This window comes from Mycobacterium sp. 852013-50091_SCH5140682 (genome assembly GCF_001665685.1).
Lineage (GTDB): Bacteria > Actinomycetota > Actinomycetes > Mycobacteriales > Mycobacteriaceae > Mycobacterium.
This window is the reverse complement of record NZ_LZTB01000059.1, coordinates 15,211-40,975: the sequence shown is the minus strand read 5'-3', so window position 1 is coordinate 40,975 and position 25,765 is coordinate 15,211. Positions and strand designations below refer to the sequence as shown.

Genomic DNA, 25,765 nt, shown 5'->3' with positions numbered 1-25,765 from the left:
CCATCACCGCCAGACCCGTCACCCCGATTTGAGCCGTCCCGGTCCTACCCGTGTTCGTCATCCAGCAGCCTTTCGATAGTTGTTACCGCAAAACGCTTTATCGCAAAACGCTTTTCCACCGGCAGCGCATCCGCGCCTAACCGGCCCAACTGCTGAACAGGCGGCGCAGCTCGGTCAGCCAAGGGACGGCCACGGCGACCGTGGGGACGACGAGCACGGCGACCGCGGCCAGATAGGCGGTCACCGCGAGCGCGACGCTGTTGGGTTTTCCGCCGAGGCGGCGCACGCGGATCACCGTCGTCGGGCCGCCCGCGGCCATGGCACCCGACGGGGTGCGGCCCGAGGCACACGCGACCAGGGCGCGCGCCAGCGGCGTGGGCCCGGCGGTCCGTACGGCGGCGTCGTCGGCCAGTAGTTCGATCAGTAGCCGGACCGCGTCGAGCGCGCTGGCGCTGCGGACGAACCGGGGGAATGCGGCGTGCACCGCGGTGAACATCTCGAGCACCAGATCGTGGCGGGCCCGCAGATGTGCTCGTTCATGGGTGATGATCGCGGCGATCTCACTGTCGGACAGGGTGGTCAAGGTGCCTTCGCTGACCACGACGCGGCTGCGCACACCGGGCAGGCAGTAGGCCAGCGGTTGGGCTACGTCGAGGATTCGCAGGCCACCGCGGGCGAGCGGGACGTTGATTCCCGCGGGGGTACAGACGTGGTGCGGCAGCCCCTCGCGGGACTTACCGAGCAGATCGACCATCATGCGGTGATGCGCGCGCCTGCGCCGGGTGGCGATGGCCACCTGCACGACGGCGAGGCACAGCCGGGCACCGATGAACAGCGTGACCGTGAACACCACGACGTAGGTCAGCCAGAGAGGCAGGCTCAGTGCGGCGATCTCGCCGGTGATGGTGGCCGTCGGGCGGCCGTCCGGGCCGGGCACGAACAGCCTGCTCGCGATGGCGATTCCGGCCGAGAACGCCGACAGCACGGCGGCCAGGGCGATGGACTGCCACAACACGATTGCCGCGCGGGGGGCCCGCAGAGGCCAGGATGCTCGTGCCAACATCGCGGGCACCGGCCCCACCAGGGCCAGCGCCACGAGTGTGAAGGCCAGCGCGGACACGCCGTAAGTCTCTCTCAGGAGATGCTGGAATGGCCAGCCGGTGGCGGAATTCGGTCCTTGCTCTCCAGTTCGGCGAGAGCCCGCCGCAGGGCTTCGGCCTCATCCGCACCGACCCGCTCGACGAAATGAACGAGTGCGGCCTGGCGGCTGCCGGAGTCCGCGGCCTGGTCGAGGGCGTCGACCATGAGGCCGGCGACCAGCTCGTCGCGGCCGTGCGTGGGCGCATAGCGATGCGCCCGATCATCGCGGTGCTGTACGACCAAGTTCTTCTTCGCGAGTCGTTGCAGCACGGTCATGATCGTCGTATAGGCCAAGTCGCGGCGGGCGGCCAGCGCCTCGTGGACTTGGCGAACCGTTTGGGGTTCGGGTGCGGACCACAGGTGGTCCATCACCTCGCGCTCGAGCTCCCCGAGGCGCGTCAGTTTCGCCATGTTCCGTTCACTTCCTGAGCAGTAAGGCCAGCGTACTACGGCGGTACTACCGCGCGTCGTATCGATTATGTGGCGGTCGGCGGATGCCCTGCCAGCGCCGGTTAGCCCAAGGTCAGCGCATGTTCGCCAGGCCTTGTGAAACCAGTCACACCGGCTGGCACCCATCCGGCGCGTAGCTATAGTAAGGCTAACCTAACTCAATCGGGAGCCTTGGGAGGTGTCATGACGGTCGTGGTCGACGATCCCCTGATCGCGGGGATGGCCATCAGGCGGACGCTGCCGCTGCACGAATCGAGCCGAAAGCTGCGCGAGCTGTATCCGGAGTGCCCACGTGTCTACGGCGTGGCCGTGATGCGCGACCTGTCTCGGCGCCGGTGGTGGCCGTTGGAAGAGGCCATCGGCGCCGGCCGGCTGCGGGGCATGTTCGACGCGGCCGTCGCGGAAACCGGCAACCGGGCTGCGGTGGCCCAGCAGCTTGCCGCAACGCTCGCGCACGTCGTCATCGGCCGCGTGGTGCCGCTGCTGGTCTTGGAGGGGCGGGCCTGGGACACCGGCCTGGAGAACCTCTGGGTGCATGTCGACTCGGAGGGGTCCATCGACTGGGTGGGAGTGGTCGACCCGGTCTTGCGGGCCCTGCCCGACGACATCCATTTCCGCGGCAGGCCCTCCCGCATCGCCGACGCGGCCCGCGACGGCATCGTGGCGCTGCCCAACGAGGCCGCGCTCACCACCTGGGTCGCCCATCGCAGTCACCGGGCGCTGGCGCCGTTGTTCGACCAATTGGTAGAGATCAGTGGCGGGGCCATATCAACGGTGGCCATGTGGCACATGGTCGGTGCCGCGGTTGTCTCCGCCGCCACGCAGGTGCCACTGCTGTCCGGTTGCAGTGAGTTTGTCAGCATGCGACGTGGTCAGGCGGTGCTCGACGCGCTGGCAGGGTTCGGCCTGCCGGTTCGGGGCGCGGGGCGGGCAGGGAAGGTCTTGCTTAATTAGGACAGCCTTGCCTATTATTCGAGGACGAGCTAACGGACCGCGCCGGAGTCCTGAGGGCTGCAGAGACCCCCGGTCCACTCGAAGGGCGGGTCCCGCGCGTATTGCGCGGGACCCGCCCGCTTCTTTACGGCGATCGGCCGTGTAGACACGAGGACTGTGACCACAGATGTGCCCGAGGACCTCGGCAAGGGATTCGACAACGTAATCGGCCTCAAGTACGTCGAACTGAGTCCCGACGGCGGCCGGGCGCAGCTGACCATCACCGACGAGCTGCTGCAGCCGTGGGGGATCATGCACGGTGGCGTCTACTGCGCGATCGTCGAGAGCCTGGCAAGCGTGTCAGCGCATGTCTGGCTCTCCGAGCACGGCGGGGGAACCGTCGTCGGCGTCAACAACAACACCGACTTTCTGCGGGCAATCGGATCCGGCACTGTCACAGCGGTTTCCACGCCGATTCACAGGGGCCGCCGCCAGCAGCTGTGGCTGATCACCATCACCGACGAGAACGACAAGCTCGTGGCCCGCGGCCAGGTGCGGCTGCAGAACCTCCCGACGGAGTAGCCGGAAAGCGCGTGCGCTGCTGACTCGCTCCCGCCGTGGCAGGATCGCGCTCTATGCGATTGACCCCGCACGAGACCGAACGGCTGCTGCTGTCGTATGCCGCCGAACTGGCTCGGCGCAGACAAGCCCGCGGGCTGCGGCTCAATCATCCCGAAGCTGTTGCGGTGATCACCGATCACCTGCTGGAAGGTGCGCGCGACGGGCGCACGGTCGCCGAGCTCATGGTCAGTGGCCGCACTGTACTCAGCCGCGACGAGGTGATGGAGGGCGTGCCGGAGATGCTCGACGAAGTCCAGGTGGAGGCCACTTTCCCGGACGGCACCAAGCTGGTCACCGTCCACCACCCGATCGGCTGACGATGATCCCGGGAGAGATCGTCTTCGGCGACGGACCAATCACCATCAACGCCGACGCCGTGCGCCGCACCGTCGACGTCGTCAACACCGGGGATCGCCCGGTCCAGGTCGGCAGCCACGTGCATCTGCCGCAGGCCAACGCCGCGCTGGATTTCGACCGTGAGGCGGCCTACGGCCATCGCCTCGACATTCCGGCCGGTACCGCGGTTCGCTTCGAACCCGGTGTGCTGCAGCGTGTCTCACTGGTGCCGCTGGCCGGTTCCCGCGAGGTGTACGGCATCAGTCTCAATCCGCCGGGACGATTGGACCCAACCTCATGAGTGAGCTGAGCCGGGCGCGTTACGCCGCGCTGTTCGGGCCGACGACCGGGGACCGCATCCGGCTGGCCGACACCGAGTTGTTCGTCGAGATCACCGAAGACCGCAGCGGCGGGCCGGGATTGGCCGGTGACGAAGCGGTGTTCGGGGGCGGCAAGGTGCTGCGCGAGTCGATGGGCCAGGCCCGCGTCACGCGGGCCGAAGGCGCACCGGACACCGTCATCACGGGCGTGGTGATCATCGACCACTGGGGAATCATCAAGGCCGACATCGGTATCCGTGACGGTCGCATCGCCGCCATCGGCAAGGCCGGGAACCCCGACATCATGTCCGGGGTCCATCCGGACCTGGTGGTCGGCCCGTCCACCGAGATCATCGCGGGCAACGGGCGCATCCTCACCGCGGGTGCCATCGACTGTCATGTGCATCTGATCTGCCCGCAGATCATGGCCGAGGCCCTCGGCGGCGGCATCACCACGATCATCGCGGGCGGCACCGGCCCGGCCGAGGGCAGCAAGGCCACCACGGTCACACCGGGCGCCTGGCATCTGGCTCGCATGCTCGAGGCACTCGACGGCTGGCCTCTCAACGTGGCGCTGCTGGGCAAGGGCAACACCGTCAGCGCCGAGGCGATGTGGGAGCAACTGCGCAGCGGCGCAGCGGGTTTCAAGCTCCACGAGGATTGGGGCACCACGCCGGCGGCCATCGACGCCTGCCTCACGGTGGCCGATGCCGCGGGCGTGCAGGTCAACATCCACACCGACACCCTCAACGAAGCCGGTTTCGTGGAGGACACGCTGGCCGCGATCAAGGGCCGCGCCATCCACGCGTACCACACCGAGGGCGCGGGCGGCGGGCACGCACCCGACATCATCACCGTCGCCGGTCACCCCAATGTGCTGCCCAGCTCCACCAATCCGACGCGGCCACACACCGTCAACACCCTCGACGAGCACCTCGACATGCTGATGGTCTGCCACCACCTCAACCCCAGCGTGCCCGAGGATCTGGCGTTCGCGGAAAGCCGCATCCGTCCCTCGACCATCGCTGCCGAGGATCTGCTGCACGACATCGGCGCCATCTCGATGATCGGCAGCGACGCGCAGGCCATGGGCCGCGTCGGCGAAGTGGTGCTGCGCACCTGGCAGACCGCGCATGTGATGAAGCGGCGGCGCGGGCCGCTGGAAGGCGACGGCGCCGCCGACAACCTCCGGGTCCGCCGCTACGTCGCGAAATACACCATCTGCCCGGCGATCGCGCATGGGATGGATGACGAGATCGGCTCGGTCGAGGTGGGCAAGCTCGCCGATCTGGTGTTGTGGGAGCCGGCCTTCTTCGGGGTCCGGCCGCACGCCGTGCTCAAGGGCGGGATGATCGCCTGGGCGGCGATGGGCGATGCCAACGCCTCGATTCCGACACCGCAACCGGTCCTGCCGCGGCCCATGTTCGGCGCTGCCCCCGCGGCCGCGGCTGCCACGTCACTGCACTTCGTCGCACCCCAGGCCATCGCGGACGGACTGGGAGAGCGGCTGGATGTCCGGCGAAAGCTGGTCGCTGTCAAGAATGTTCGGCGGATCGGCAAAGCGCACATGCCGCTCAACGATGCGTTGCCGCGCATCGAGGTGGATCCCGACACGTTCACGGTGCGCATCGACGGCGAGGTGTGGCAGGAGCAGCCCGCGGCCGAACTGCCGATGGCCCAGCGCTACTTCCTGTTCTGATCGGGCGTGCGGAAATGACCGGTCTGGCAACGCTGTTGACGCTCGCGGATTCCCGCCTGCCCACCGGCGGGCACGTGCATTCCGGTGGTGTCGAGGAGGCCGTGGCCCGCGGGTTGCTCAGCGACGTCGGCTCGGTGCGGGCGTATCTCGTGCGGCGTATCCGCACCCATGGTTTGGTGACGGCCTCGCTGGCTGTCGCAGTCCGTACCGGTGTGCTCGACGCTGCTGCGGGCGACGCCGAAACCGACGCCCGTACACCGGCTCCGGCGTCCCGCGCGGCATCGCGCGCCCAGGGGCGGGGACTGGTCCGGTTGGCCCGGCGGGTGTGGCCCGAGCACCATTGGGACGCCCTCGGTGTCCGACCGCATCTCGCCGTCGCTGCCGGATCTGTCGGCGCCGCAGCGGATCTGACACCTGTGCAGACAGCGCTCGCGGTCGTCTACACCACGATGACCGGATCGGCCACCGCCGCCCAACGACTGCTCGCGCTGGACCCCGGTGATGTCGCGGCGCTGACTTTCGCACTGTCCGGGCTGTGTGAGACCACCGCCGCGTCGGCTGTCGCGGGCCTGGCCGATCTGTCCGATCCGCTCCTGGATGTGCTTGCCCAGCAACACGCAGAGCGTGAGCGACCTCTGTTCGTCTCCTGAGAGGGGAAATCTCAACCATGCCACCACATCTCATCGACGGTGAACCGCATGCACATCCGCCGCGGCCCAAGCGGGTGCGACAGCCGGGCGAGCCGTTGCGCATCGGCATCGGCGGGCCGGTCGGTTCCGGCAAGACCGCACTGGTGGCCGCGTTGTGCCGGCAGCTGCGCGAGGAGCTGTCGCTGGCCGTGCTGACCAACGACATCTACACCACCGAGGACGCGGATTTCCTGCGCAGACACGCGGTCCTGCCCGACGAGCGGATCGCCGCCGTGCAGACCGGCGGATGCCCGCACACCGCGATCCGCGACGACATCACCGCCAACCTCGACGCCATCGACGATCTGATCGACACCAATCCCGGTCTCGACCTGATCCTTGTCGAGTCCGGCGGCGACAATCTCACCGCGACGTTCTCGTCGGGTCTGGTGGACGTCCAGATCTTCGTCGTCGACGTCGCAGGCGGCGACAAGGTTCCGCGCAAGGGCGGCCCGGGGGTGACCTTCTCGGATCTGTTGGTGGTCAACAAGACCGATCTCGCCCCAATGGTCGGGGCCGATCTCGAGGTCATGCGTTCCGACGCCGCCAGAGTCCGCGAGGACCGCCCGACCGTGCTGATCTCGCTCACCGACGACCCGTCGGCCGGTCCGGTGCTGACCTGGGTGCGGGACCAGTTGGCGCTCGCACACGCACCGACGGTGTGATGCGGGCGTGCATCCTCGTCGTCGCGCGACCAGGCCGGCTGGCGCGGATCGAGGGCGGTGACGGCATTGCGGGCAGGCACACCGAACCGGACACCGTGCATCTGGTGTCGACGGCGGCCACGCCGCTCGGCGGTGACTCGCTGAAGGTGCGGTTGGTGGTCGAGCCCGGTGCGCGGCTGCGCCTCCGTACCGTCGCGGCCGCGGTGACCCTGCCCGGTGCGGGCAGCGACCATTCGACCGCGTGGTGGGACATCGAGAACGCAGGCGACCTCGATCTCGATCCGCAACCGACGGTCGTCGCCGGCGGATCCAGCCACGGCACCGACGTGCGGATCCGGCTCGCGGACACCGCGCGGCTGCGCTTGCGGGAACGCGTACAGATCGGCCGATGGGGGGAACGCGACGGATTCTGGTCGGGGACGCTGTCCGCCGATGTCGGTGCGACGCCGCTGCTGCGACACCGCGTCGAACTGGGCAGCGGGGCCGTCGGTGACGACGCACTTGCCGAACCGCGCGCATGCATCAGCGAATTGCGTTATCCCGCGCGGTCTTTCGAGACGGACGGCACGGTGCTGGAACTCGCGCGCGGCGGCAGCCTGGCCACCTGGCAGGGTGACCGGCTGCCTGCCGGCTAGGCGCTAGGACGCGGCTTTCTCGGTTTCCTTGACCGAGGCCGCGATCTCCTCGAGTTCCTCGATCCTGGTCCTGGCGTAGGCCTGCTGCTCGGTGATGGTGAGCTGGCCGCGCTGGCGGCTCAGGAACGTCACCGCCCACGACAGCAGGGTCGCGATCTTGGTCTTGAAGCCCACCAGGTAGATGAGGTGCAAGCCCAGCCAGGCCAGCCACGCGATGAAGCCGCTGAACTCCAGCTTGCCGACCTTGGCCACCGCATTCCACTTCGACACCGTGGCCATCGAGCCCTTGTCGAAGTACTTGAACGGGGTGCGGATCTTCGGGCTGGTGCCGCTGACTTCCCGCTTGATCAGCTTGGCGGCGTACTTTCCGCCCTGGATGGCGCCCTGTGCCATACCCGGCACGCCGTCCACCGCCGCCATGTCGCCGACCACGAACACGTTGGGGTGTCCCGGGATGGTCAGGTCGGGAAGCACCTTGACCCGGCCTGCGCGGTCCAATTCCACGCCGCACTGCGCGGCGAGGTCCTTACCGAGTGGGCTGGCCGAGACGCCGGCAGACCACACCTTGCACGCCGATTCGATCCGGCGCAGCGTGCCGTCCTTGTCTTTGACGGTGATGCCGTTGTGGTCGACGTCGGTCACCATGGCGTTGAGCTGGATCTCCACGCCCATCTTCTCCAGCCGGTCCTTGGCACGCTTGCCGAGTTTTTCACCCATGGGCGGCAGCACGGCCGGCGCGGCGTCGAGCAGGATGACGTGCGCCTCGGTGGGGTCGATATGGCGGAAGCTGCCCCGCAGCGTCTGGTCGGCGAGCTCCTGGATCTGGCCGGCCATCTCGACACCGGTGGGGCCTGCGCCGACGACGACGAATGTGAGCAGCTTCTTGCGACGTTCGGGGTCACTCGACCGCTCGGCCTGCTCGAACGCACCCAAGATGCGGCCACGCAACTCAAGAGCGTCGTCGATCGACTTCATCCCCGGTGCCCACTCGGCGAAGTGGTCATTGCCGAAGTAGGACTGGCCTGCGCCCGCGGCGATGATCAGGCTGTCGTAGGGCGTCGAGTAGGTGTGTCCGAGCAGGACCGAGTCGACGGTCTGCTTCTCCAGGTCGATGTGCGTGACGTCGCCGAGCAGAACCTGCGCATTGCGCTGCTTGCGCAGGATCAGCCGCGTCGGAGGGGCGATCTCACCTTCGGAGATGATGCCGGTGGCCACCTGGTACAGCAGCGGCTGGAACAGGTGATGCGTGGTGCGGGCGATCAACTTGACGTCGACATCGGCGTTCTTGAGCGTTTGGGCGGCGTTCAGCCCGCCAAAGCCCGATCCGATGATGACGACCTTATGCCGATCCGTTGCCTTGGCTCCGGGGTGGCTCATTCGTTGCTCCTCGCAGACGTATGCCTGTTCAATACCAACTGACAGGGTAGTCGGCAGGATTCCTGCCAGCGCGGTGAGATGGCTCATCGCACTGTTTGTTTACCCCGATATCAGCGGTTTGAGCGCTTCGCCCACTCCCGTGATGCCACCGGGGACGTAGCCGCCCATCGTGACCGGGCTCAGGATCACCCCGTCCACCCCAGCGTCGAACACTTTGGCCTGCAGTTGCTCGGCCACCTGCTCGGGCGTGCCGACCGCGGCCCGCTGCTTGAAGTCGTCGGGCACCGCGTCGGCGCTCACCTGGTCACCGATCAGGGCGATCACCAGCATGCTGGTCTCCAGTGTCGCCGGGTCGCGGCCGATCTTCTCGCACTCCTGCTTGACGACGGCGAGCTTGTGGGGCAGTTCGTCGAAGTTCGTGATGAGGTTCAGGTGGTCGAAGTGCCGGGCCGCAAGCGGGATGGTCTTCTTCTCGCCGCTGCCACCGATCATCAGCGGAATGTGGTCGCGGAACCGGGGATTGGCCATGGCCTCGACGGTTTTGTAGTACTTGCCGCTGAAGGTCGGGCGCTTGCCCTCGATCATCGGGATGATGATCTGCAGTGCTTCGTCGAGCTTGTTGAAGCGTTCGGTGAACGTGCCGAACTCGAAGCCGAGTTGGTCGTGCTCGAGCTCGAACCAGCCGGTGCCGATGCCCAGGATCGCGCGGCCCTGGCTGACCACGTCGAGCGTGGTGATGGCCTTGGCCAGCAGGGTCGGGTTGCGGTAGGTGTTGCCGGTGACCAGGGTGCCGAGCTGGACGCGCTCGGTCGCGCTGGCCAGCGCCCCCAGGGCGGTATAGGCCTCCAGCATCGGCTGGTCGGGGGTGCCCAGGCCGGGCAGTTGATAGAAGTGGTCCATCACGAAAACCGAGTCGAAGCCTGCGTTCTCGGCTTCGGAGGCCTGCGCGATGACGGTCGGGAAGAGTTCAGAAACGCCTGTGCCGTAGGAGAAGTTCGGGATCTGGAGGCCGAGTTTTATGGTCACGCCTTCACGTAACCAGCAACTAAGCGGAGCGGCAACCCCGTTTAGCTCCGGGTGAACGGCGGAATATTTCAGGCGAAGCTTGCCAACGCGCCTTGGCCGACGTGCATGGTCTCGCCGGTGATGTGGCGGGCGGCAGGCGTGGTCAGGAACACCGCGAGCCGCGCCACCTCGTCGGCGACCGACGGCGGCGTGCTGCTCAGCCCGGCGTAGCCGGGTTCGGCGCTCCGGCCGGGGGCGATGGCGTTGACGGTGATGCCGCGGGTGCCGAAGTAGGCGGCCTGCCCGGCGGTCCAGTCGGCCAACGCGGCCTTGACCGCGGCGTCGGCGCTGCCTGCACGGGGGCTTTCGGTGATGACGTTGACGATGGTGCCGCCCGACCGCAGGTGATCGCCGATGATCTGCACGGTCAGAGCGGCGGATACCACGGTGGTGTCGAGTGCGTTGCGCCAGGCGGCGGCGTGATCGGCCAGCGTGAAGGTGCGCGGGTCCTTGGCGTCCCAACGCGGAGCCGGAACGTTGACCAGGGTGTCGATGTGGTGCGGGAACAGGCGGCGGGCCTGCTCGAGGCTGGCCGCGTCGGTGTTGTCGAAGACGATCGATTCGACCTCGAGTTCCTTGGCGGCGACCTCTAAGTCGTCACGGCGACTGCCGGCGATAACCACGTTGTGGCCGGCATCTTTGAAGCCCGCCGCGATGACGCGACCAAGCTCGGTATCGCCGCCGGTGACCAGCACCTCCGCCATGATGTACCTCCATGTACCTGGGGATCGCCACCCGGGCGGGGGCGATCACCCGACGATGTTACTGGACGGTAGCTATCTGACGAAACTTGACGCGCATCAATCTGGCTATTAGTTCGCCTACGGTTTGTGCCATGTCTCGGATCAGCACCGGTGTGCCCCGGTCGTGAGCGCACCGCCCGGCCTGCCCCGGTGGATCTATCTGCCTGCCGCCCTCGGCGCGGTCTTCGTCGTGCTGCCGCTGGTCGCCGTGGTCGTGAAGGTCGACTGGGCCCGGTTCTGGACGCTCATCGTCAGTGATTCGTCCACGGCCGCGCTGCTGCTGAGTGTCAAGACCGCGGCCGCGAGCACGCTGCTGTGCGTCCTGCTCGGTGTCCCGCTGGGTTTGGTGCTGGCACGCAGCGACGGCAGGTTCGTGCGCCTGACCCGACCGCTGATCCTCCTGCCGTTGGTGCTCCCGCCGGTGGTGGGCGGCATCGCGCTGCTGTATGCGTTCGGCCGGCTCGGCCTCATCGGCCGGTATCTGGAGGCCGGCGGGGTGCACATCGCCTTCACGACGACGGCGGTCGTGCTCGCGCAGACCTTCGTCTCGCTGCCGTTCCTGGTGATCTCGCTGGAGGGGGCGGCACGTACCGCGGGTGCCGAATTCGAGGTGGTGGCGGCGACCCTGGGTGCGCGGCCCAGCACGGTCTGGTGGCGGGTGACGCTGCCCTTGCTGGCCCCCGGGCTGTTGTCCGGCGCGGTGCTGGCCTTTGCCCGCGCGCTGGGGGAGTTCGGCGCGACCCTGACGTTCGCGGGTTCGCGTCAGGGCGTCACCAGGACCCTGCCGTTGGAGATCTATCTGCAACGCGAGAGCGATGCCGACGCCGCAGTGGCGTTGTCGGTGGTACTCGTCGTGGTGGCCGCAGTCGTCGTGGTCGGGCTCGGCGGCCGTCGGCTGCGTTCGGGAGCGTGGGCATGACGGGATTGGCTGTGCATGCCGTGCTCGAGCGCCGTGGGCTCGATCTCGAGTTCGCGGTCCAGCCCGGCGAGGTACTGGCGGTGCTCGGACCCAACGGCGCGGGGAAGTCGACGACGTTGCACGTCATCGCCGGTCTGGTGGCTCCTGAGGTGGGCCGTGTCCGGATCGGCGATCGGCTGGTCACCGACACGGAGACCGGTATCCGGGTGCCGCCCCACGCGCGCCGCGTGGGGTTGATGCTGCAGAACCCGCTGTTGTTTCCGCATCTGAGCGTGGGGGCGAACGTCGCGTTCGGCCCACGCAGCCGGGGCCGCATGACTCGCGCGGCCGCCCGCGACTGTGCGCACCGCTGGTTGGCCGAGGTCGACGCGAGCGATCTGGCCGGCCGGACGCCGCGTCAGCTCTCCGGAGGTCAGGCTCAGCGGGTCGCGTTGGCGCGGGCACTGGCGGCAGAGCCCGATGTGCTCCTGCTGGACGAGCCGATGGCGGGCCTCGACATCGCGGTGGCGGGCGCGATGCGCAAAGTGCTGCGCCGGGTGTTGACGGCAGACGGCCGGTGCGCGGTATTGATCACCCACGACCTGCTCGATGTCTTGACACTGGCCGACCGGGTGGTGGTGCTGGAATCCGGTCGTATCGTCGAAAGTGGTTCGACCGCAGCGGTATTGGCGGTGCCGAAGAGCCGTTTCGCGGCCCACCTCGCGGGTGTCAACCTCGTCGCCGGTATCGCCGACGGTGCGGGCGGCCTCACGACGGCGTGGGGCGTCAGCTGGCACGGCATGCCTGCCGAGGACGTGGTCGCCGGAGCTCCGGCGGTCGCGGTGTTCGCGCCGTCGGCCGTAGCCGTTTATCGCGACGAGCCGCACGGCAGCCCGCGCAACACCATCGCCGTCACCGTCGCCGAACTCGACAGCCGCGGGCCGGGCATTCGGGTGCGCGCGGACGAGCAACCGGACGGCGCGCCGGGATTAGCGGCCGACATCACCGCGGAGTCGGCCGCACAGCTGCGGTTGGCGCCGGGGGAGCAGGTCTACTTCACCGTCAAGGCGCAGGAGGTTGCGGTCCATCCCGCGCCGTAACAGTGCCCACAGCACGGGCGATAACCGGTGAGATTGCCGCCCGCGGGGCCCGATTGCCGGGCCGGGCGTGGCGGCTCCGACCTTGTCGTGCCAGCAATCTTCGATATGCGTCGCACCAAGGGTTTTGCTGTAGCCAGCAATCTCTCAGTTAAGCACTCTAAGAGCAACTCACACTTGCGTCACGGCGGTAACACGGTAGTTTCTTCCCCATGGACGAGTCGGACGCGATGTCTCCTCGACGTAGAGGCCTGTCGAAAAAACTGGCGTTGGCCGCGGTGACCAGCGTGACCGCGGTGGCCGTGGCGCTGCCCGCGATCGCGCATGCGGATCCCGAGCCGCCGCCCCCGCCGCCCGGCAACACCTTCCTGCCTGCGCCTCCCGCCGATCCGAACGCGGCTCCTGCGCCCGCACCAGCAGCACCACCGGCACCCGCAGCGCCGGCGGCGCCCGGCGCCCCTCCCCAAGCCGATGCGCCTGCTCCGGCGCCGGCTGATCCGAACGCACCACCTGCGCCTCCCGCACCGCCCGCACCCGAGCCCGGCCGCATCGACAACGCTGCGGGTGGATTCAGCTATCTCCTGCCCGCGGGTTGGAAAGTTTCCGATGCCACCCAGCTGTCGTACGGGCAGGCGCTGCTGACCAAGATTCCGCCGGAGGGCACGCCCGAGCCGCCCAACGACACGAGCGTCCTGCTCGGTCGGCTGGACCTGAAGCTGTTCGCGGGTGCCGAGGCCGACAACGGCAAGGCCGCGGTCCGGTTGGCCTCGGACATGGGTGAGTTCTTCATGCCGTTCCCCGGTACCCGGGTCAACCAGGAGACCGTGCCGCTCAACGCGAACGGATTGCCCGGCGCCGCTTCGTATTACGAGGTGAAGTTCACCGACGCCAACAAGCCCAACGGTCAGATCTGGGCCGGTGTGGTCGGCAATCCGACGCCCGCGGGCGCGCCCCGCGGCCAGCGCACCCCCGAACGGTGGTTCGTGGTCTGGCTCGGCTCCGCCACCCACCCGGTGGACAAGAACGCCGCTGTGGCCCTGGCAAATTCGATCCGCCCGTGGACGCCGCCGGCCGCGCCGGCGCCGGATCCGAACGCCCCCGCTGCGCCGCCGGCCGATCCGAACGCACCGCCTGCGCCCAACGCCCCGCCGGGGCGGCCGGCCCTTGGTGTCCCGGTTCCGGTCACCAACGCTCCGCCGGAGATGATGCCGCCGTCGTGACGGCCACGCTCCGGGTAACAGCCACGTAGGCTCGGCGGTTTTGCCGGGCCTACGTGGCTATGGGCCGACGTACGGCACGTTGCCTGCAAGGTCGTTGACGTTCATCAGGTAGCAGTTGGTGCCGCCGAAGCCCATCGCTCCGGCCGTCACGCACCGCTGGAACGTGCCGTCCTGGGAGATCGGTCCGTCACAGGTCGTGCCGCCGCCCCATGGCGTCCAGCCGCCTTGGCACCCGGCGCCGGCCGGCGCAGCTGTCGCCAGTGCGATGCCACTCGCCGCCAGTGCGGTGACTGCCAGTCCAATGAGAGCTTTCATCGTCGTCTCCTCGTCGAACCCGCGGAATGTGTTTGCTGGCGACGCACTGTGGCGGGTGGTGCTGGTGTGACGGGAGTGGCTTGTGTGAGATTGCTGTACGGCGACCCCGGCGGCCTTACCGGGTCGAGCCGGGCGCGTGACCCACGTCGCCCACCTGACGCATCTGTGCTGCACACCGCGACCTTCCGCACTCTCGGGGCGTCGCATCCGCGCGGCGCCGGACCTGATCCACAGCGAGTTGCCAGATGAGACAGAGAATAGTCGTGCAGCGACACGCCGACAATGTGATAACGATTTGCTCGTCGGCAGGTACGCGAGTGCGCTGACACCATCGCGACGGCGATCGTCGGCTGATCGTTCCCAATTCGTCAGATCAATTGTTACGTTCGATGGGTACATCTAGGAGAGGCCCCGCGGGCCCCGCTGGGCTGAGCCGGCGACAGGCAGGAGATCTGCAATGGATGTAATGGCGACGACTGAGTTCCTGGCCCGCTCCACGACGCTGACCAGTGTTGGCTGGATCGGCTACATCATCATCGGTGCGCTTGCCGGCTGGATCGCGGGCAAGATCGTCAAGGGTGGCGGTTCGGGCATCTTGATGAACATCGTCATCGGAATCATCGGTGCGTTGATCGGCGGGTTCCTCTTGAGCTTCTTCCTCAACACGGCCGCCGGTGGCTGGTGGTTCACTCTGTTCACGGCGATCCTGGGCTCGGTGATCCTGCTCTGGATTGTCGGATTGGTGCGCAGAGGCAACTGATCGGCCCGCCGCATGCCCAGTGGGAGTATGGCCGCCTGGCAGGTTGCCAGCCCGGGCCCGGTGAGCACCAATCCGCTTCAGCGAGTGACGGTTCCGGTCCCGGAGCCGTCACCAGGTGAGCTGCTTGTCGCGGTACGGGCCTGCGGCGTGTGTCGCACCGATCTGCACATCGCCGAGGGTGATCTGCCGGTGCACCGCCCTCGGGTCATACCCGGGCACGAGGTCGTTGCCGAGGTGGTGAGGGTCGGCCCCGATGTCGACGACAGCTATGCGCCCGGCGACCGCGTCGGGGTGGCCTGGTTACGACACACCTGCGGCCAGTGTGGGTACTGCCGCCGCGGGCGGGAGAACCTGTGTCCCCGTTCGCAATACACCGGGTGGGACGCCGACGGTGGGTACGCCGAATTCGCCACTGCCCCGGCCTCGTTCGTTCACCGGTTGCCTGAGGGCTATTCCGATTCCGAACTCGCACCGCTGCTGTGTGCCGGCATCATCGGGTACCGCGCGCTACGGCGAACCGATCTGCCGGCCGGCGGACGGCTGGGCATCTACGGCTTCGGAGGCAGTGCGCATCTGACCGCCCAGGTTGCGATCGCTCAGGGTGCGACCGTGCATGTCATGACGCGCGGTGAGCGGGCCCGCGAGCTCGCCACGGCGCTCGGTGCCGCGTCGGTGCAGGGCAGCGCCGACCGTCCGCCGGAGCCGCTGGACGCCGCCATCCTCTTCGCGCCGGTGGGGGAGTTGGTGCTCCCCGCGCTCGAAGCGCTCGATCGTGGCGGGGTGCTCGCCATCGCCGGCATTCACCTGACCGACGTTCCCGCTCTGAACTATCAACGGCATCTGTTCCAAGAGCGCGAAATCCGGTCGGTGACGGCCAACACCCGCGACGACGCTCGAGAGTTCCTGGCGTTTGTCGGCACGCACCGGGTGGAGGTCACCACGCCGCGGTATGCGATGGATCGTGCTGACCATGCGCTGGCCGATCTGAGCGCAGGACGGATTGCCGGCGCGGCGGTCCTCGTGCCCTGACGGACCTACATCGCGGCCAGCGCTGCGCCGAGTCGCCCGGCCAGATCGCCGCGCCCGTTCTCGTACAGCGGACCGCAGCCGTCGGTCAGCACCCGGTTCAACCGCGCCATGCCACGGGCGCTGACCGGGAGCGGCGCGTGCAGCCGCAACCTGATTGCGTCGACGACGTCCGCTGCGGCGGCGACGTTGGTGTAGTGCAACGGGACTCGCGCGGACCACGCGTTCACGTCAGCGCTGGCCTGCTCGACGATCTCGCGCAGAACCCGGGCCAATTCCTCGCGTTCGGGGATCGACGTCAGGCGGGCCGCACGCACGGCGATCGCACTGCCTGCCGGGGTCGGAGCCCCCACGGCCAACATCGCATCCAGCTTTCCCGCGTTGAGGCGCGCGAGCAGGCGGGCCCGGGTCGAGGGCTGTGCGATGGTCGACGGATCTGCGGCGGGCGTGTGGGTGGGGACTGACGGCGCAGAAAATCGGTTGTCGGTCATGGCGGCTACCTCGTAGTTTGCTCAATATCGGGTCTGGAAAAGCGTGACTGGTAAAAACGCTACGCCGGTCATGAGTGACTGGTCAACTGATTTAACCGGTCACTCTGCGGTACCGTGGTGCCATGACTCAGGTCGATGTGCGCTCCTCGCGTGCGCGGGTCGATTCGCGTACGCCGGGCGATTCGCGTGTGCGGTGGCCCGCGGAGGACGAGACGAAACCCGCACCCTGGCCCCTTGCCCGGGTTCAAGCTCTGGTCAACACCGTCGAACTGCCCGACGGCCCGGACCGGCTGGCGCGCGCCGACGATGCCGCCCCCTGGCTGATCGACAACGGTCTGCTGAAAGCGGGCGCCAGCCCGACCGCCGACGAATTGGTGTTCCTCCGCGAGGTTCGGGAAGCGCTGCGGGCGCTACTGATTCACAACGCCGGAGGCGCTGCACCCGGGCCGCGCGCTCTGCGGGCCCTGCGTGAAGTTGCCGAAGGAGCCCCTGCGCAGGCCGGGTTGGACGCCGAGGGGCAGGTCACACTGTCCGCGTCCGGAGACAGCCTGCGCGAGCGTCTCATCGAGCTGCTGGTGGTGATGCGCGACGCTCAGCGCGACGGCAGTTGGTCACGGCTCAAGGCATGCGCCAACGATGAATGCGCGTGGGCGTTCTACGACAGATCCCGCAACCACGGCGGCATCTGGTGCGATATGGCCGACTGTGGCAACAAGCTGAAGAACCGCGAGTTCCGGGCGCGCCGCCGCGCTGGAGGCGCGAGTTGAGCTGCCGCGCCGGAGGCGCGAGTTGAGCTGCCGCGCCGGAGGCGCGAGTTGAGCTGCCGCGAGCTCAGGTCGACAGGTGCCAGACGACCGCTGCGGCCAATGCACCGAGGCCGTTCAATGACCAATGCAGGGCGATCGGCGCGAGCAGGCTGCCACTGCGCCGGCGCAGCCAGGTGAACACGAATCCGGCGACGCCGGTGGCCACCACGGCCATCACGACCCCGGCCACCATGCCGAAGAACCCGCCGCCGAGCAGCCGGGTGAATCCCACATTGCCGCTGGTCAAGCCCAGGGAGCTGGCGATGTGCCACAGGCCGAACAGCAGCGAACCGCCAGCGGCGACACCACGGAAACCCCAGGCCCGGTCGAGCGCGCCGTGCAGAACGCCACGGAAGGCCAGTTCCTCGGGAATCACCGTCTGCAAGGGGATGATGACCATCGATGCGATCAGTGCGCCCGAGATGGTCGCGTAGTGGTTGTTCATGAACATCGGCCGCGTCCACGGCAACAGGGCGCCGATCGCGATTACCGTCAGCACCAGGGCGACCGCCGCCAGCGCGTAACCGGCGCCTGATCGCCAGTGCTCGCGGCTCAGACCGAGCTCGGCCCATCCCAGGCCGCGGGCCCGCACCAGGGCCAGCAATCCGAGCGCCGCAGCGGGCACGGTCGCGACACTGGCCCACGGTGTGGTGAAGTGTGCGATCACATTCGTCAGCGTCAACACCACGACCACGACACCGATATCGGCGTAGATACGGAAGTGATGCAACGCCGACAGCTGGCCCACCAGGGGATGCTCGGCTACCGCGGCGTGGTCAGACATAACTTGCCCATCATACGGGCGCTACGCAATGCCCCAGGTCACATCCGTTCCCAGGTCCAGCCGGAGATCGCCGGATCGTCTTCTCCGTGTTCGCGCGTGTAGCTGCGGGCGGCCAGCCGGGCGTCGACCATCTCCTGTCGCAGCCCGGCGGCGCGGCTGGACAACCCATCGACCCGGTCGATGACGTCCATCACGAGGTGGAACCGGTCCAGGTCGTTGAGCATGACCATGTCGAACGGTGTCGTCGTGGTGCCCCGTTCCTTGAATCCGCGGACGTGCAGTTGGTCGTGGTTGGCGTGCCGGTACGCCAACCGGTGGATCAGCCACGGGTAGCCGTGGTAGGCGAAGATGACGGGCTTGTCGGTGGTGAAGACCGAATCGAATTCGCGTTCGGACATGCCGTGCGGATGCTCGGACTCGGGTTGCAGCCGCATGATGTCGACGACATTGACCACCCGGACCTTCAGGTCGGGGAGCCGGTGGCGCAGGATGTCGGCCGCGGCAAGGGTCTCCAGCGTCGGGATGTCACCGGCACAGGCCAGCACCACGTCGGGTTCGTCGGATCCGGTGCTGGCCCATTCCCAGATGCCCAGCCCTCGCGTGCAGTGGGCGATGGCCTCGTCCATGGTCAGGTAGTTCAGCGCCGGTTGCTTGCCCGCCACGATGACGTTGACGTAGTCGCGGCTGCGCAGGCAGTGGTCGGCGACCGACAGCAGGGTGTTGGCGTCCGGCGGCAGGTACACCCGCACCACCTCGGGCCGCTTGTTGGCCACGTGATCGATGAACCCTGGGTCCTGGTGTGACGCGCCGTTGTGGTCTTGGCGCCAGACATGCGAGGTCAGCAGGTAGTTCAGCGACGCGATGGGACGCCGCCACGGCAGGTGCGAACTGCTGAACAGCCATTTGGCGTGCTGGTTGAGCATCGAGTCGACGATGTGTACGAACGCCTCGTAGCAGTTGAACAGGCCGTGGCGGCCCGTCAGTAGATAGCCCTCGAGCCAGCCCTGGCACAGGTGTTCGGAGAGCACCTCCATCACCCGGCCGTCGGGCGCCAGGTGGTCGTCGCCGGGTTCGATCTCGGCCTGCCAGGCGCGGTCGGTCGATTCGAACACCGACGCCAGCCGGTTGGACGCGGTTTCGTCGGGGCCCATCAGCCGGAACCGGTCGGGGTTGCGGGCGATGACGTCGCGCAGGAACGCGCCCAGAACCCGGGTCGCCTCCGTGGTGCCGGCCGCCGGCTGGTCGACGGTGACGGCGTAGTCGGTGAAGGTCGGCAGGTCGAGGTCACGCAGCAGCAATCCGCCGTTGGCATGCGGGTTGGCGCTCATGCGCCGCCCGCCCGTGGGTGCGGCGGCCCGGAGCTCTTCCCGCAATGCCCCGGTGTCGTCGAACAGCTCCTCGGGGCGATAGCTGCGCAGCCACTCGTCGAGTTGGGCGAGGTGCTCGGGATTGGTGCGGGTTTCCGACAGCGGTACCTGATGCGAGCGCCAGGTGCCCTCGACCTGTTTGCCGTCGACCTCGCTCGGGCCGGTCCAGCCCTTGGGGGTGCGCAGCACGATCATGGGCCACAGCGGGCGGCCGGGTTCGCCGTCGAGTCGGGCAGCGCGCTGGATCGCGGCGATCTGGTCGAAGGCCTCGTCGAAGGCCGTGGCCAGCTGCTGGTGCACGTTTGCCGGATCGTCACCGGCGACCGTGATGGGGCGGTAGCCGTACCCGTAGAGCAGGGCGTAGAGTTCCTCGGCCGGAATGCGGGCAAGCACAGTCGGATTCGCGATTTTGTAGCCGTTGAGATGCAGGATCGGCAGCACCGCGCCGTCGGTCACCGGGTTGAGGAACTTGTTGGAATGCCAACTGGCGGCCAGTGGTCCGGTCTCGGCCTCACCGTCGCCGATCACACAGGCCACCACCAGATCAGGGTTGTCGAAGGCGGCGCCGTAGGCGTGCACCAGCGCATAGCCCAGCTCGCCACCCTCGTGGATGGAACCCGGTGTCTCGGCCGCGACGTGGCTGGGGATGCCGCCGGGAAAAGAGAACTGCCGGAACAGCTTTCGCAGTCCGTCGGCGTCTTCTCCGATGCCCGTGTATACCTCGCTGTACGTGCCTTCCAGGTAGGCGTTGGCCACCAGTCCCGGGCCGCCGTGACCCGGCCCGGTGATGTAGATGACGTCGGAGTCGCGCTCGCGGATGATGCGGTTGAGGTGGGCGTAGATGAGGTTCAGTCCCGGCGTCGTGCCCCAATGGCCGAGCAGGCGGGGTTTGACGTGGTCGGCCACCAGTGGTTCGCGCAGCAGTGGGTTGTCCAGCAGGTAGATCTGGCCGACCGACAGGTAATTGGCGGCGCGCCAGTAAGAATCGATAAGCGTCAGTTCGGCATCGGACAGCGTAGGGGTGAGCGCCTGTGCAGTCATCTATCCCATCATGGCCCCGATCGGTGAACAGCGGGTGAGAATTATTGACGCCGGCGGCGGCAATGTCGCGAATCGTCGCCGTCGCGAGCCGGATATGGTGCACCGATGCCCACCGACCCAAGGACGCCGGTACTCGTCGGGTACGGCCAGGTCAATCAGCGCGACGAGGATCCGGCGCGGGAACCGGTCGACCTCATGGTGGCCGCGGCCCGCAACGCCGCCGACCCGCGGGTCCTGGAGGCCGTGGACTCCGTCCGCATCGTCAACCTGTTGTCGTGGCGCTATCGCGATCCGGGACAGTTGCTGGCGCAGCGGATTCGCGCCCGCAATGCGTCCACCCGCTACACCGGCATCGGCGGCAACGTGCCCCAGACCCTGGTCAACGAGGCGAGCCGGGACGTGATGGCAGGGCGGGCCGATGCGGTGCTGATCGCGGGTGCCGAAACCTGGCGTACGCGAAGCCGTCTGCGGGCCCGCGGTGTCAAGCCCGACTGGACCCATCAGGACGAATCGGTGCCGTTGGCGCCGGGCAGCGACGACGGCGTGCCGATGGCAGGCGACGCCGAGATCCGGATCATGCTCGACCGCCCGGCGTACGTGTATCCGATGTTCGAGCAGGCGGTGCGGATCGCGGCGGGCGAGGCCCCGGATGTCCACCAGCGGCGCATCGGCGAACTGTGGTCGCAATTCAGCACGGTGGCGGCAGGTAATCCGCACGCCTGGACCACCGAACGGTTCACGGCCGAGCAGATCGCCGAACCCGGTCCGGACAACCGGATGATCAGCTGGCCCTATACCAAGTTGATGAACTCCAACAACATGGTGGATCAGGGTGCGGCGCTGATCGTCACGTCGGTTGAGAAGGCGCAGTATCTCCAGATTCCCAGGGACCGTTGGGTTTTCCCGTACGCGGGGACCGATGCGCACGATACGTACGCGATCGGGGAGCGCGCGGAACTCTACCGGTCCCCGGCGATCCGCATCGGTGGCCGCCGGGTGCTCGAGTTGGCAGGACTCGGCGTCGACGAGCTCGACCTGATCGATGTGTACTCGTGCTTCCCGTCGGCGGTGCAGGTGGCCGCGGCCGAACTCGGTCTGCCGCTGGGGGATCCGGCGCGGCCGCTGACCGTCACCGGCGGGCTGACCTTCGCGGGCGGGCCGTGGAACAACTACGTCACGCATTCGATCGCGACGATGGCCGAGCAACTGGTGGCCCGCCCGGGCACGCGCGGCCTGATCACCGCCAACGGTGGTTACCTGACCAAGCACAGTTTCGGGGTCTACGGGACCGAACCGCCCAGTCGTGAATTCCGTTGGGAGGACGTGCAATCCGCCGTTGACCGCGAGCCCGTCCGCCGATTGGCGGTCGAGTGGTCGGGTGTGGGGACGGTCGAATCGTGGACCACGCCGTTTCAGCGTGACGGCACACCCGAGAAGGCCTATCTGGCCGTGCGGACGCCCGACGACGCGCGCACCCTTGCGTTGATCACCGACTCGTCCGATGCGGCTGCGACGGTGGCCGGTGACGTCGCGGGCGCCAAGGTCACCGTCCATGCCGACGGCACCGCGAACTTGATCTGAGCGCGCTCAGCCGAGGATCGCGGCGGCGATCTCGGAATCGGTGACCAGTGCCGACACCATCCCGGAGCGCAGCACGGCGCGGGTGGCGGCGATCTTCTCTGCGCCGGTCGCCAGCGCGATGACCGTGGGGATGGCGCGCAGAGTGGTCTCGTCGATGCCCATGCGCCGGTCGTCGAGGCCGGGCAGGCGGCGGCCGTCGGCGTCGAGCAGCAGTGCACATGTCTCGGCGCACACACCGCCCGCCGTGAACTCGCGGACCTCGTCGTCCGACAGCGATGCGTAGACCTGGGAGGCGCCCTGGCTCCATGCGCCGACCGACACCAGCGCACAGCTGACCTGCGGGTAGCGGGAGAAGGTGTCCTGGATCTGCTGGTTGCCGGCCAGGCTGGCGGCGGTACGGGCGTCGGAGACCACCAGCGGTGCGTACAGCGGCCACGGGGTTCCGCCGCTGACCTCGCTGATCCGCCGGACCAGATCGGCGCCGTTGTGCGTGATCGCGCCGGCCATGCCGGTGAGCTGGACGACGTCGCAGGCCGGCAGTGTGGTGAGGTGGTCGGCGATGCGGGCCAGGGTGCGGCCGCAGTCGACGCCGATCACGTCCCCCTCTCGCAGAATCGATTGCAGCAGTTCGGCGGTCGCCCGGGTCACGGCTTCGACCCGGTCGCCCGAGTCGGCGGAGGTGACGGCATAGGCGTGCTGCAAACCGAACCTGCTCTGCAGCGCCGAGGACAGCGCCACGTCGATGGAGCCGGGGTCGTGGATCTTGATCTCCACCATCCCCGACGCGACTGCCTCGTCGAGCTCGCGTGCCACCTTGAACCGCGAGATGCCGAGTTCGTCGGCGATCTGGATGCGGGTGCGGCCCTCCAGGTAGTAGCGCCGGGCGATCATCGCCCGCTGGAACAGCTCGTCCGGCCCCACGCTTGCCCCCCCTTCCGGACTCGCGCGGCCGACACGATGCACATATGTGCAGCCGCATTGACATATGAGCATAGAGCACTGCATGATCCGAGTCACAGTCGATCAGATGAGGGTCATGAATATCAGATGAGCGGAGGCGACCAGCGGATGACCGTCGAGGACGAGACCGATTCGGTCGCCCCGGCCGGTGCGGTGTTGTCGCAGGAATCCGCCGATCCCTTGGTGCTGGCATGACCGAAGATGCTGTGCTGGGCGTGGATTCGTCCACGCAGTCGTGCAAGGTCGAGATTCGCGAGCTGGCCACCGGACGGCTGCTGGGGTCCGGCTCGGCCGCACACCCGCCCGCGTTCCCGCCCTGCAGTGAACAGCATCCACAGGACTGGGTCAGCGCGTTCATCGAAGCGACCCACGCCGCACTGGCCGCATGCCCGGTCGCCCCGGCCATCCGGTCCATCTCGGTGGCCGCCCAGTGTCACGGCCTGGTAGTGCTCGACGCGCACGGCGAACCGTTGCGCGCCGCCAAGCTCTGGAACGACACCACCGCAGCGCCGAACCTCGCGGCGCTCATCGAACGCATCGGGTCCGGACGCTGGATCCGCAGTGTCGGCTCACTGCCGACCGCGGCGTTCACCATCGCCAAACTGGCATGGTTGGCCGCGCACGAGCCCGGCACGCTCGATCGGGCCGCCACTCTTCTGCTGCCGCACGACTACCTGACCTACTGGCTGACCGGCGCGCGGGTCACCGACCGTTCCGATGCGTCAGGCACCGGTTACTTCAACACCGATGCCGGGCAATGGATCCCGGGATATCTGGATCTGGCCGGCGGACCGCGGGACTGGTCGGCGATGCTGCCGACGGTCCTCGCGCCGTGCCAGCCTGCCGGCACCCTCACCGCGGCGGCCGCGGCAGCGCTGGGCCTCGAAGCCGGGACCACCGTGGCGCCCGGCGGCGGTGATCAGCACGCGGCGTATCTGGGTCTCGGCCTCGAAGACGGTGACCAGTACATCGGCATCGGCACCTCCGGCGTGGTCGCGACGTCGCGGCGCGCACCGGTTTTCGATCCGACCGGGATGGTCGACGGCGTGGCCGACCTGACCGGCGGTTACCTCCCCTTGGTCAGCACTCTCAATGCGGCCCGGGTCAGCGAGGTCGCCGCCCGGCTGCTCGGCACCGACCTGGCCGGGTTGGCCGAGCTCGCGCTGGCCGCCGGGGATACGCCCGGTCCGGTGCTGGTCCCGTTTCTCGACGGCGAGCGCAAACCCGACCGCCCGCAGGCGCGCGGCGGCCTCGTCGACGTCACCAGTCACACCACCCGCGAAGAACTCGCCAGAGCCTTCGTCGAAGGTCCGCTGCTGTCTCTGATGAACGCGCGAGATCACCTGCGCGAGTGCAGCGTCAACCTCGGCGGCGCTGCCGTCGCGGTTGGTGGCGGCACCCGCTCGCCGGCGACGCTGCAGCTGCTCGCCGACCTGCTCGCTGACGAAGTGACCGTGCTCGACGCCGATGAGGCGACCGCCCGCGGGGCGTGTGTCCAGGCGGCTGCGGTAGCGGGGGAGATGAACGTCGCGGGACTGGTCGACCTGGCCAAGCGCTGGCAACCCCCGGTACGGGCACGCGTCGCACCCCGGCGCCGCCGCCGTGACCTCACCGCGCTTCGAGCCAGGTGGGCCGAGGTGGCCCGCTCGCCGCTTCTGGATTCCGGCGGGCACGCGCTGCTCACCCCCGACCAGGACCACCGAGAGGAGACAGTCAGATGACCACAACCATGCGCGCGAGCGTGATGACCGGTGTCGGCACCCTGCAGATCGAAGACCGGCCCGTGCCGTCACCCGCAGCCCATGAGGTGCTGGTGGAGGTCGCCGCGGTCGGCGTGTGCGGCTCCGACGTGCACTACTACCGGCACGGCCGCATCGGCGATTTCGTCGTCGAGGAACCGATGATCCTGGGTCACGAGTTGTCCGGGCGCATCGTCGCCGTCGGCGATGGCGTCGATCCCGACCGGGTCGGCCAGCGCGTCGCGGTGGAGCCGCAGCATCCGTGCCGCCGCTGCAAGCAGTGCCTGGCCGGGCGGTACAACCTGTGCCCGGAGATGAAGTTCTACGCCACGCCGCCCGTCGACGGCGCGTTCTGCCGCTACGTCACCATCGACGACGACATGGCGCATGCCGTACCGGACTCGGTGTCCGATGAGGCCGCCGCGCTGCTCGAGCCGCTGTCGGTCGCCATCGCCACGATGCGCAAGGCGCACGTCGTGCCCGGCTCGTCGATCCTGATCGCAGGCGCGGGACCCATCGGCGTGATCTGCGCGCAGGCCGCACGCGCGTTCGGTGCGGCCCGCATCGTCGTCACCGATCTGGTCGCCTCGCGCCGCGAGAAGGCGTTGCAGTTCGGCGCCACCGAGGTGCTCGACCCGACGGCCGTCGACGTGTCGGCCATCGAACCGGTCGACGCGTTCGTCGACGCCACCGGTGTCCCGGTCGCGGTCGTGAGCGGTATCAAGGCCGTCGGCCCGGCCGGTCACGTGGTGCTGGTCGGCATGGGCGCCGACGAGTACGCGCTGCCCGTCAGCCATATCCAGAACCTCGAGATCAACGTCACCGGGGTGTTCCGCTACACCGATACCTGGCCCGCCGCAATCCATCTGGCGGCCAGCGGAGCCGTCGACCTCGACGCCATGGTGACCGGTCGCTACGACCTCGAACACGTCGGCGAAGCCCTCGACAGCGACACCGACCCGGCCAGCCTCAAGTCCATCGTCCGACCGCAGTGAGTGAGAAACCCG

At 68.3% G+C, this 25,765-nt stretch carries 27 protein-coding genes; 17 read left to right on the top strand and 10 right to left on the bottom strand.

Annotation, left to right across the window (positions count from 1 at the left end):
* Nucleotides 1–136: 136 nt before the first annotated feature.
* Both A5784_RS18740 and A5784_RS18735 read right to left on the bottom strand, forming a co-directional pair.
* On the bottom strand, nt 137–1,120 hold the full coding sequence (locus A5784_RS18740; RefSeq protein ID WP_064946404.1) for a M56 family metallopeptidase: 984 nt from the start codon (nt 1,118–1,120) through the stop codon (nt 137–139).
* A gap of 14 nt (nt 1,121–1,134) precedes the next feature.
* Nucleotides 1,135–1,551: a BlaI/MecI/CopY family transcriptional regulator gene (locus tag A5784_RS18735; protein ID WP_064946403.1), complete on the bottom strand. Its 417-nt coding sequence runs from the start codon at nt 1,549–1,551 to the stop codon at nt 1,135–1,137.
* Nucleotides 1,552–1,773: 222 nt separating this feature from the next.
* Here A5784_RS18735 and A5784_RS18730 point away from each other — a divergent pair, with 222 nt between their 5' ends.
* The 8 genes from A5784_RS18730 to A5784_RS18695 all read left to right on the top strand — a co-directional run bounded on the left by A5784_RS18730 (nt 1,774) and on the right by A5784_RS18695 (nt 7,488).
* Nucleotides 1,774–2,544: a hypothetical protein gene (locus tag A5784_RS18730; RefSeq protein WP_064946402.1), complete on the top strand. Its 771-nt coding sequence runs from the start codon at nt 1,774–1,776 to the stop codon at nt 2,542–2,544.
* A gap of 156 nt (nt 2,545–2,700) precedes the next feature.
* Nucleotides 2,701–3,105 carry a PaaI family thioesterase gene (locus tag A5784_RS18725; RefSeq protein ID WP_064946401.1) on the top strand — a complete coding sequence of 135 codons (405 nt, stop codon included), beginning with the start codon at nt 2,701–2,703 and terminating at the stop codon, nt 3,103–3,105.
* A gap of 53 nt (nt 3,106–3,158) precedes the next feature.
* The gene (locus tag A5784_RS18720) at nt 3,159–3,461 is read left to right on the top strand and encodes an urease subunit gamma (protein ID WP_064946400.1); all 303 of its coding nucleotides are present in this window, start codon (nt 3,159–3,161) and stop codon (nt 3,459–3,461) included.
* A gap of 2 nt (nt 3,462–3,463) precedes the next feature.
* On the top strand, nt 3,464–3,781 hold the full coding sequence (locus tag A5784_RS18715) for an urease subunit beta (protein ID WP_064946399.1): 318 nt from the start codon (nt 3,464–3,466) through the stop codon (nt 3,779–3,781).
* Nucleotides 3,778–5,499, top strand: coding sequence for an urease subunit alpha (locus A5784_RS18710; RefSeq protein ID WP_064946398.1), 1,722 nt, complete (start codon nt 3,778–3,780; stop codon nt 5,497–5,499). The genes A5784_RS18715 and A5784_RS18710 overlap by 4 nt, the downstream gene beginning before the upstream one ends.
* Nucleotides 5,500–5,513: 14 nt before the next feature.
* Nucleotides 5,514–6,149 carry an urease accessory protein UreF gene (locus A5784_RS18705; protein WP_064946397.1) on the top strand — a complete coding sequence of 212 codons (636 nt, stop codon included), beginning with the start codon at nt 5,514–5,516 and terminating at the stop codon, nt 6,147–6,149.
* Between the two features lie 17 nt (nt 6,150–6,166).
* Nucleotides 6,167–6,853 carry an urease accessory protein UreG gene (ureG, locus tag A5784_RS18700; protein WP_064946396.1) on the top strand — a complete coding sequence of 229 codons (687 nt, stop codon included), beginning with the start codon at nt 6,167–6,169 and terminating at the stop codon, nt 6,851–6,853.
* Complete coding sequence (locus A5784_RS18695) at nt 6,853–7,488, top strand: urease accessory protein UreD (RefSeq protein ID WP_064946395.1); 636 nt, start codon at nt 6,853–6,855, stop codon at nt 7,486–7,488. Before ureG ends, A5784_RS18695 begins: the two co-directional genes overlap by 1 nt.
* Before the next feature lie 3 nt (nt 7,489–7,491).
* Here A5784_RS18695 and A5784_RS18690 read toward each other — a convergent pair whose 3' ends face one another.
* The 3 genes from A5784_RS18690 to A5784_RS18680 form a co-directional block, all read right to left on the bottom strand.
* On the bottom strand, nt 7,492–8,865 hold the full coding sequence (locus tag A5784_RS18690) for an NAD(P)/FAD-dependent oxidoreductase (RefSeq protein ID WP_064946394.1): 1,374 nt from the start codon (nt 8,863–8,865) through the stop codon (nt 7,492–7,494).
* 99 nt (nt 8,866–8,964) lie between these two features.
* Nucleotides 8,965–9,891 (bottom strand): LLM class F420-dependent oxidoreductase, encoded by a 927-nt coding sequence (locus tag A5784_RS18685; protein ID WP_064946393.1) that lies wholly within the window; start codon nt 9,889–9,891, stop codon nt 8,965–8,967.
* A gap of 68 nt (nt 9,892–9,959) precedes the next feature.
* Nucleotides 9,960–10,634, bottom strand: a complete 675-nt coding sequence (locus A5784_RS18680; RefSeq protein ID WP_064946392.1) for an SDR family oxidoreductase — start codon at nt 10,632–10,634, stop codon at nt 9,960–9,962.
* A gap of 163 nt (nt 10,635–10,797) precedes the next feature.
* On the opposite strand from A5784_RS18680, the gene A5784_RS18675 reads away from it, so the two are divergent.
* From A5784_RS18675 to A5784_RS18665, 3 genes are all read left to right on the top strand, one after another.
* The gene (locus tag A5784_RS18675; RefSeq protein ID WP_064946391.1) at nt 10,798–11,592 is read left to right on the top strand and encodes an ABC transporter permease; all 795 of its coding nucleotides are present in this window, start codon (nt 10,798–10,800) and stop codon (nt 11,590–11,592) included.
* Nucleotides 11,589–12,671, top strand: coding sequence for a sulfate/molybdate ABC transporter ATP-binding protein (locus A5784_RS18670; RefSeq protein WP_064946409.1), 1,083 nt, complete (start codon nt 11,589–11,591; stop codon nt 12,669–12,671). Before A5784_RS18675 ends, A5784_RS18670 begins: the two co-directional genes overlap by 4 nt.
* Before the next feature lie 209 nt (nt 12,672–12,880).
* Nucleotides 12,881–13,888 (top strand): alanine and proline-rich secreted protein Apa, encoded by a 1,008-nt coding sequence (locus A5784_RS18665; protein WP_064946390.1) that lies wholly within the window; start codon nt 12,881–12,883, stop codon nt 13,886–13,888.
* A 57-nt stretch (nt 13,889–13,945) separates the two neighbouring features.
* Here A5784_RS18665 and A5784_RS18660 read toward each other — a convergent pair whose 3' ends face one another.
* Entirely contained in the window at nt 13,946–14,203 is a 258-nt protein-coding gene (locus A5784_RS18660; RefSeq protein ID WP_064946389.1) for a CDGP domain-containing protein, read from the bottom strand.
* A 457-nt stretch (nt 14,204–14,660) separates the two neighbouring features.
* On the opposite strand from A5784_RS18660, the gene A5784_RS18655 reads away from it, so the two are divergent.
* Complete coding sequence (locus A5784_RS18655) at nt 14,661–14,963, top strand: GlsB/YeaQ/YmgE family stress response membrane protein (protein ID WP_064946388.1); 303 nt, start codon at nt 14,661–14,663, stop codon at nt 14,961–14,963.
* A 12-nt stretch (nt 14,964–14,975) separates the two neighbouring features.
* A complete protein-coding gene (locus A5784_RS18650) occupies nt 14,976–15,992 on the top strand; it encodes a zinc-binding alcohol dehydrogenase family protein (RefSeq protein ID WP_156750648.1) in 1,017 nt (338 codons plus the stop codon).
* Nucleotides 15,993–15,997: 5 nt separating this feature from the next.
* Here the strand turns inward: A5784_RS18650 and A5784_RS18645 are convergent, their stop codons facing one another.
* On the bottom strand, nt 15,998–16,480 hold the full coding sequence (locus A5784_RS18645; protein WP_064946386.1) for a hypothetical protein: 483 nt from the start codon (nt 16,478–16,480) through the stop codon (nt 15,998–16,000).
* A gap of 122 nt (nt 16,481–16,602) precedes the next feature.
* Between A5784_RS18645 and A5784_RS18640 the strand changes: the two genes are divergently transcribed.
* Nucleotides 16,603–17,247 carry a CGNR zinc finger domain-containing protein gene (locus A5784_RS18640; protein WP_082944929.1) on the top strand — a complete coding sequence of 215 codons (645 nt, stop codon included), beginning with the start codon at nt 16,603–16,605 and terminating at the stop codon, nt 17,245–17,247.
* 64 nt (nt 17,248–17,311) lie between these two features.
* Here A5784_RS18640 and A5784_RS18635 read toward each other — a convergent pair whose 3' ends face one another.
* Together A5784_RS18635 and A5784_RS18630 are read right to left on the bottom strand one after the other, a co-directional pair.
* On the bottom strand, nt 17,312–18,070 hold the full coding sequence (locus A5784_RS18635) for a CPBP family intramembrane glutamic endopeptidase (RefSeq protein WP_064946385.1): 759 nt from the start codon (nt 18,068–18,070) through the stop codon (nt 17,312–17,314).
* Nucleotides 18,071–18,108: 38 nt separating this feature from the next.
* The gene (locus A5784_RS18630; protein WP_064946384.1) at nt 18,109–20,478 is read right to left on the bottom strand and encodes a phosphoketolase family protein; all 2,370 of its coding nucleotides are present in this window, start codon (nt 20,476–20,478) and stop codon (nt 18,109–18,111) included.
* A 105-nt stretch (nt 20,479–20,583) separates the two neighbouring features.
* Here A5784_RS18630 and A5784_RS18625 point away from each other — a divergent pair, with 105 nt between their 5' ends.
* Nucleotides 20,584–22,059 carry an acetyl-CoA acetyltransferase gene (locus A5784_RS18625; RefSeq protein ID WP_064946383.1) on the top strand — a complete coding sequence of 492 codons (1,476 nt, stop codon included), beginning with the start codon at nt 20,584–20,586 and terminating at the stop codon, nt 22,057–22,059.
* A gap of 6 nt (nt 22,060–22,065) precedes the next feature.
* On the opposite strand, the gene A5784_RS18620 is transcribed toward A5784_RS18625, so the two are convergent.
* Nucleotides 22,066–22,980: a sugar-binding transcriptional regulator gene (locus A5784_RS18620; protein WP_064946382.1), complete on the bottom strand. Its 915-nt coding sequence runs from the start codon at nt 22,978–22,980 to the stop codon at nt 22,066–22,068.
* A 230-nt stretch (nt 22,981–23,210) separates the two neighbouring features.
* Between A5784_RS18620 and A5784_RS18615 the strand changes: the two genes are divergently transcribed.
* Nucleotides 23,211–24,740: an FGGY family carbohydrate kinase gene (locus tag A5784_RS18615; RefSeq protein ID WP_064946381.1), complete on the top strand. Its 1,530-nt coding sequence runs from the start codon at nt 23,211–23,213 to the stop codon at nt 24,738–24,740.
* Nucleotides 24,737–25,753 carry an NAD(P)-dependent alcohol dehydrogenase gene (locus tag A5784_RS18610; protein ID WP_064946380.1) on the top strand — a complete coding sequence of 339 codons (1,017 nt, stop codon included), beginning with the start codon at nt 24,737–24,739 and terminating at the stop codon, nt 25,751–25,753. The genes A5784_RS18615 and A5784_RS18610 overlap by 4 nt, the downstream gene beginning before the upstream one ends.
* Nucleotides 25,754–25,765: the final 12 nt, after the last annotated feature.